Annotated in this window: 7 protein-coding genes; 6 read left to right on the plus strand and 1 reads right to left on the minus strand. The window is 72.8% G+C overall.

The window, feature by feature from the left end; all coding sequences use genetic code 11:
* Positions 1 to 1,445, plus strand: a 1,445-nt coding sequence (locus IG86_RS0137750) for an amidohydrolase family protein (RefSeq protein WP_244306281.1), incomplete at its 5' end; no start/stop codon positions are given.
* Here IG86_RS0137750 and IG86_RS0137755 read toward each other — a convergent pair.
* Positions 1,442 to 1,738, minus strand: coding sequence for a hypothetical protein (locus IG86_RS0137755; RefSeq protein WP_030833704.1), 297 nt, complete (start codon positions 1,736 to 1,738; stop codon positions 1,442 to 1,444). The two genes, IG86_RS0137750 and IG86_RS0137755, sit on opposite strands and share 4 nt — an antisense overlap.
* Before the next feature lie 127 nt (positions 1,739 to 1,865).
* Between IG86_RS0137755 and IG86_RS0137760 the strand changes: the two genes are divergently transcribed.
* From IG86_RS0137760 to IG86_RS0137780, 5 genes are all read left to right on the plus strand, one after another.
* Positions 1,866 to 2,207, plus strand: a complete 342-nt coding sequence (locus IG86_RS0137760; RefSeq protein WP_030903030.1) for an avidin-fold protein — start codon at positions 1,866 to 1,868, stop codon at positions 2,205 to 2,207.
* 286 nt (positions 2,208 to 2,493) lie between these two features.
* A complete protein-coding gene (locus IG86_RS0137765) occupies positions 2,494 to 3,693 on the plus strand; it encodes an acyl-CoA dehydrogenase family protein (RefSeq protein WP_051785656.1) in 1,200 nt (399 codons plus the stop codon).
* A 60-nt stretch (positions 3,694 to 3,753) separates the two neighbouring features.
* The gene (locus tag IG86_RS0137770) at positions 3,754 to 4,212 is read left to right on the plus strand and encodes an RrF2 family transcriptional regulator (protein WP_030903033.1); all 459 of its coding nucleotides are present in this window, start codon (positions 3,754 to 3,756) and stop codon (positions 4,210 to 4,212) included.
* 152 nt (positions 4,213 to 4,364) lie between these two features.
* Complete coding sequence (locus IG86_RS45450; protein ID WP_324610408.1) at positions 4,365 to 4,466, plus strand: putative leader peptide; 102 nt, start codon at positions 4,365 to 4,367, stop codon at positions 4,464 to 4,466.
* Positions 4,467 to 4,780: 314 nt separating this feature from the next.
* The coding region (locus IG86_RS0137780) for an ABC transporter substrate-binding protein (RefSeq protein WP_030833716.1) at positions 4,781 to 5,128 on the plus strand (348 nt) is incomplete at its 3' end.

Here is a 5,128-nt window from a genome sequence, read left to right on the forward strand (position 1 = left end):
CCGCCCCCACCCCCCTCGCCGCCCCCAGCCGACGCGACCTCCTCACCGGCCTCGGCCTGGCCGCCGCCACACCGCTCCTCCTCGGCGTCACCGCCCGCCCCACGTCCCCGAGCCGCCCGTCCGGCCGGCCCGCCCCGGCCGGCGGGACGGTCCTGCTCCGTGGGGCCTCCCTCGTACTCACCATGGACCCCGGCCTCGGCGGCGGCGGTCCCCTCGGGGCGGTCGAGAACGCCGACGTCCTGATGCGGAACGGCGCCGTCGCCGCCGTCGGCCCGGCTCTCCAACGGCCGCCTGGAGCCCGGGTGGTGGAGGCCTCGGGCAAGCTGGTCATGCCTGGGTTCGTCGACACCCACACCCACCTCTGGCAGGCGGTGATCCGGGGCGGCTGCACCGACCGGGACCTCTTCGGCTGGTTCGCGGGGTGCACCGACCCGCAACGCGCACGGCTGACGCCCGCGGCCCTCCACAGCTTCGTACGGCTCGCCGCCCTCGACGCCGTCCAGTCGGGCGTCACCACACTGGTGGACTGGGTGGACATCTTCGCGTTCGACCTGATCGAGAGCTACGTACGGGCCCTGGCCGGCACCGGGGTGCGCTTCACCTACGCGATGTACCCGCCCAAGCCGGACGGGGTACTGCTCACCAAGGTGAAGGAGGAACTCGTCGATCCGGCGCCGCTGGGTTCCTTCCAGGTGGCCACCCATGCGGCGCGGGCCGTCCAGGACCACAACCGCGCGCACTGGGAGGCCGCCCAGGACCTGGGCGTCATGCTCAACTCCCACGTGCTGGAACGCCCGGAGCAGCGCGCGGACGACCCCATCGGGGTGCTCTCCGACATCGGCGCGCTGGGACCGGGGCTCCTGATCAACCACGCCGTCCACCTGACCGACGCCGAGATCGCCGCCGTCGCCGAACACGACGTACGGGCGGCCCACTGCCCGCTGAGCAACATGCGGCTGGCGTCCGGCATCATGCGGCTGGCCGAGTTCAGACGGCGGGGCGTCAAGGTCGGGCTGGGCCTGGACGGCGGGACCAACGACAGCTCGGACTTCCACGCGCTGATGAAGACGGCCATCGGCCTGCAACGCGCCCGGACGACGGACGCCGGGGTCTTCCCGCAGGTGCAGGACGTCTTACGGATGGCCACGCTGGGCGGAGCCGAAGCGCTCGGCATCGCCGACCGGGTGGGCTCCCTGACCCCGGGCAAACGGGCGGACGTCGTCGTCATCGACCCGGCCGCCCTGAACTTCGCACCGCGTTTCGACTGGGTGGGCCAGGTCGTCTTCAACGGGCGCCCCGAGAACATCGACGCGGTGTTCGTGGACGGCCGGCCGCTGAAGCTCGACGGCCGGCTGGTCGACGTCGACACGGGCCGCGTCGTCCGCGAGGCGGAGGCGGCCGCCACCCGCCTCCGGGGCGCCGCCGGTCGGGACACGTCGCCCTAGCCGCAGCGGTTCTTGCGGGCGGTGAGCTGGCCCTGGACGTAGGCGTCGGTCTCCGGGGCGTAGGGGCCGCCGTGGTCGAAGAGCACGTCGGTGATGCGCCGCCATTCCGCGATCTCGGCGCGGGTGCCCGTGTCGGCCGTGTCGAGGTCGCCGGCGGCCTCCTCGGCGGCCTCCAGTGCGTCCGCGGTCTGGTGGTGCGTCATGCCCGTGGCCCGTCGGCGTACCCTGTCGCGGGCTGCGCGTTCCTCGGGGGTCGGCTCGTGCGGTTCGTTCCCCGCGGTGTCCTGGGTCATGGGTGGTACGCCTTCCGTCGGTGGCCCGTCCGGCCCCTCGTCCATCCTCCGATACCCGCGCCGGGCCGTTTCATCTCCGCTCGTCCGGAGCGGCCGGCCGCGGACCGTCTTCCTCCAGGAGTCACCCGTGGCACGCTCGCTCGACGGTCTCGTCTTCGTTCCCGTGGCCGACCAGGCACCCGGCCAGGTCGGTCGCCGGACCCGGTTCGAATACCACGAGCACGACGGTGTCGTCTGGGCCGACTACCGGGGCGGGGACGTGGTCAAGGGGCATCTGATCGGCACCCGGGAGGACGACACCGTGGACTTCCGCTACGTCCAGCTCCGTCTGGACGGCACGACAGCCTCCGGACACTGCACCTCGCTCGTGACCGTGCTCGCCGACGGCCGCCTGCGCCTTGAGGAGTCCTGGAGTTGGGAATCCCAGAAGGGCTGCGGCACCAGCTCGGTGGAGCAGCCGCTGGACTGACGCCACGGCAGGTGCCTGACCAGCGCGTCTCTTGTCCCAAGACGGATGTGTCCAGGATGCGGGCGGGCTCTTGCTGAGGGGGCCACCTTGGGCGAATATCCCTATCAATCCGATAGGGAAGGTGGGATTGAGTTGCAGTGCGGCTCCCGCCGGCCACCGACGCCGTTGCTGCCGGCGCCCGACAACGATCCGGAGTAGCCCACATGACCACCGCCGTCCCCGATGGCCCCGCCGTCCGCCCGGTCCCCGCGCCACGCCACGGCACCCCGGCCTGTCGGTGAAGTCCGTGCCGACGACACCGAGCACGGCCGCCGCCCGGTCCGGCGACGAGCGCCGCGCGCTCCTGCGTACCGCCCACGACGTGGCGGACGACCTCGCCGCGGACGCCATCGCCCGTGAGCAGGCGGGCCGGCCGCCGACCGACGAGAGGACCCGGCTGCGCGAGGCCGGGCTGCTCGCGGCCCTCACCCCGCCGTCGCCCGGCCGCGGCACGGACTGGCGTACCGGGTGCGCCGTCATACGGGAGGTCGCCGCGGCGGACAGCTCCGTCGGCGACGTGCTCGCGCGCCACTACGTACACACCTGGAGCGGCCGTTTCTACGCGAGTCACCATCACGCCGCCCCCCTCGAAGAGGCCTCGGTGCGCGAGCATTGGCTCTGGACCGGGGCGGTCCGCGCGCCCGCACCCGAGGAGGACGGCGACGGGCCGGACCTCACGCTGAGGCCCCGCAACACCGGCTACGTACTGGAGGGGCGCCGGTCCGTCGAGACGGCGGCGGCGGTCGCCGACCAGATCGTGCTGGACGCCGTCTGCGCCGTGACCGGCGACGTCCTGGTCGTGCGGATACCGCCGCGTACACGCGGCGTGAGCGTGGAACCCGCCATCGACCGCCTCGGGCAGCGCGCGGCCGGTGCGGGCGAGGTCGTCCTCGACCGGGTCACCGTCGCTCCCGGCCAGGTACTGGGCCGGCGCCCGCACGACGAGGAGTCGACGGCTCCCTTCACCGCGCTGGCGGAGCCGGCGCTGCGGCTCGCCCTGTGCCACGTCGCCCTCGGCATCGTCGAGGGCGCGCTCACCGAAGCGCGCGATCTCAGCAGGGGCGGCCGGGCGCACCGGCTGCCCGGCGAGGACCCGGACCTCCTGCTCACGTACGGGGAGCTCGCCTCTGCCGCCCACACGGCCACCGCCGTGGTCGACCGGGCGACGGAGGCGATGGCGCGGGCCCTCGACGCGGGCGCCCATCTCGACGCCGACGAACCGGCGGGTGTCGCCGCGCTGGTCGCCACGGCCGAGACGGTGACGTCGCGGGCAGCACTGCACATCACCACGCGCGTGCTGGAGCTCGCCGACGCACCCGGCCTGGACCGTTTCTGGCGCAACGCGCGCGTCCTGACGGCGCACCGCCCGGCCGCGCACCGTCTCCGCTCCATCGGCGAGCACTACCTCAACGGCCCGCACCGGGCGGTGGCGGCGGCCTTCCACTGACCCGGCGGCCCGCCGCCCACCCGCGGGACGTGGACGGACGGCGTACGGGATAATGTGCGCATGCGGATCTCAGCCAGGGCGGACTACGCGGTGCGGGCCGCACTGCAGCTCGCGGTGTCACAGGACGACGGGCCCCTGAAGGCCGAAGCCATCGCCGAGGCCCAGGACATCCCGCACAAGTTCCTCGAGGGGATCCTGAACGACATGCGCCGGGGCGGTCTCGTCCTCAGCCAGCGGGGCGGCAACGGCGGATACCGCCTGGCCAAGCCCGCCGACTCCATCAGCATCGCGGACGTCATCCGCGTCGTGGACGGACCGCTGGTCTCGGTCCGCGGGGTCCGCCCTCCGGACCTGTCCTACACCGGCCCCGCCGAGTCGCTGCTCCCCTTGTGGATCGCGCTGCGGTCCAACGTGCGGGCCATCCTCGACGGCGTGACGCTCGCCGACGTCGCGGGGTCCGACCTGCCGGCCGGCGTGTCCGCGCTGACCGACGTTCCCGACGCCTGGACCAATCCCTGACCCCCGTGCCGCCACCCCGCCCCACCTGCACGTTCTCATAAGTCGAGACAAGCCCGTCCAGAATGTGGTCAGCCCCTTGGGGTGGGTCGCGCCGTCTGCCAATATGCCTACCAGCCAGGTAGGAAAACTAGGGATTCAGGGGTGAGGTGACCATGCGCACGCCGCATCACGCGGGCCTTCTGCTGCCCCGCCTCACCACCCGCCGGCACATCGACCTGGTCCGCACGTCCAGCGCCATCTGTCAGCCTGCCTGACGCGCTGCCCGGAGCCCCGCTCCGCGTGCAGAGCACCGCTCCGCGCACGGAGCACCGCCGGCACTTCGCCGTCCCGCTCTCCATCCGCGACCGGATGGACCCTCCCGGCTGACCTCGCCGCACCGCATCACCTTCGTGCGCGGCGCGCGATGCGCGGCGGCTCCACATCCGCCCCTTCGGCATCCGCGACACCTCTCCGCTCCCCCGCCGACGACGCCGTTCCCACCACCGACCGGCAGTGGGCACCGTGCGCGTACCTCCATCGCCTCTCGAAACACCCGCCCCGAACACCCACCCCGTGAAAGGACACCTCCGTGTCTGCCGCAAGACCGCTCATCACCCTGCGCGCCATCGCCGTCACCGCGACGCTCCCCCTCCTCCTGACGGCCTGCGGCTACGGTTCCGAGGCGAAGAAGGAAGACGACAAGGCCAACGTCGCGGCCACCGACGGCAAGAAGCTGTCGGCCTCCGAGGTCCGCATCGGGTACTTCCCGAACCTGACGCACGCCACCGCGCTCGTCGGTATCCAGGAGGGCCTGATCGAGAAGGAACTGAACGGCACCAAGATCAAGCCGCAGACCTTCAACGCCGGTCCGTCCGAGATCGAAGCCCTCAACGGCGGCTCCCTCGACATCGGTTTCATCGGCCCCTCGCCGTCCATC

The sequence above is a fragment of the Streptomyces virginiae genome, assembly GCF_000720455.1.
Classification (GTDB): Bacteria; Actinomycetota; Actinomycetes; order Streptomycetales; family Streptomycetaceae; genus Streptomyces; species Streptomyces virginiae.

Bases quoted from the DNA above. Each gene is read 5' to 3' on its own strand.
- IG86_RS0137755 (WP_030833704.1), bottom strand. From the start codon at position 1,738: ATGACCCAGGACACCGCGGGGAACGAACCGCACGAGCCGACCCCCGAG.
- IG86_RS0137770 (WP_030903033.1), top strand. From the start codon at position 3,754: ATGCGGATCTCAGCCAGGGCGGACTACGCGGTGCGGGCCGCACTGCAG.
- IG86_RS45450 (WP_324610408.1), top strand. From the start codon at position 4,365: ATGCGCACGCCGCATCACGCGGGCCTTCTGCTGCCCCGCCTCACCACC.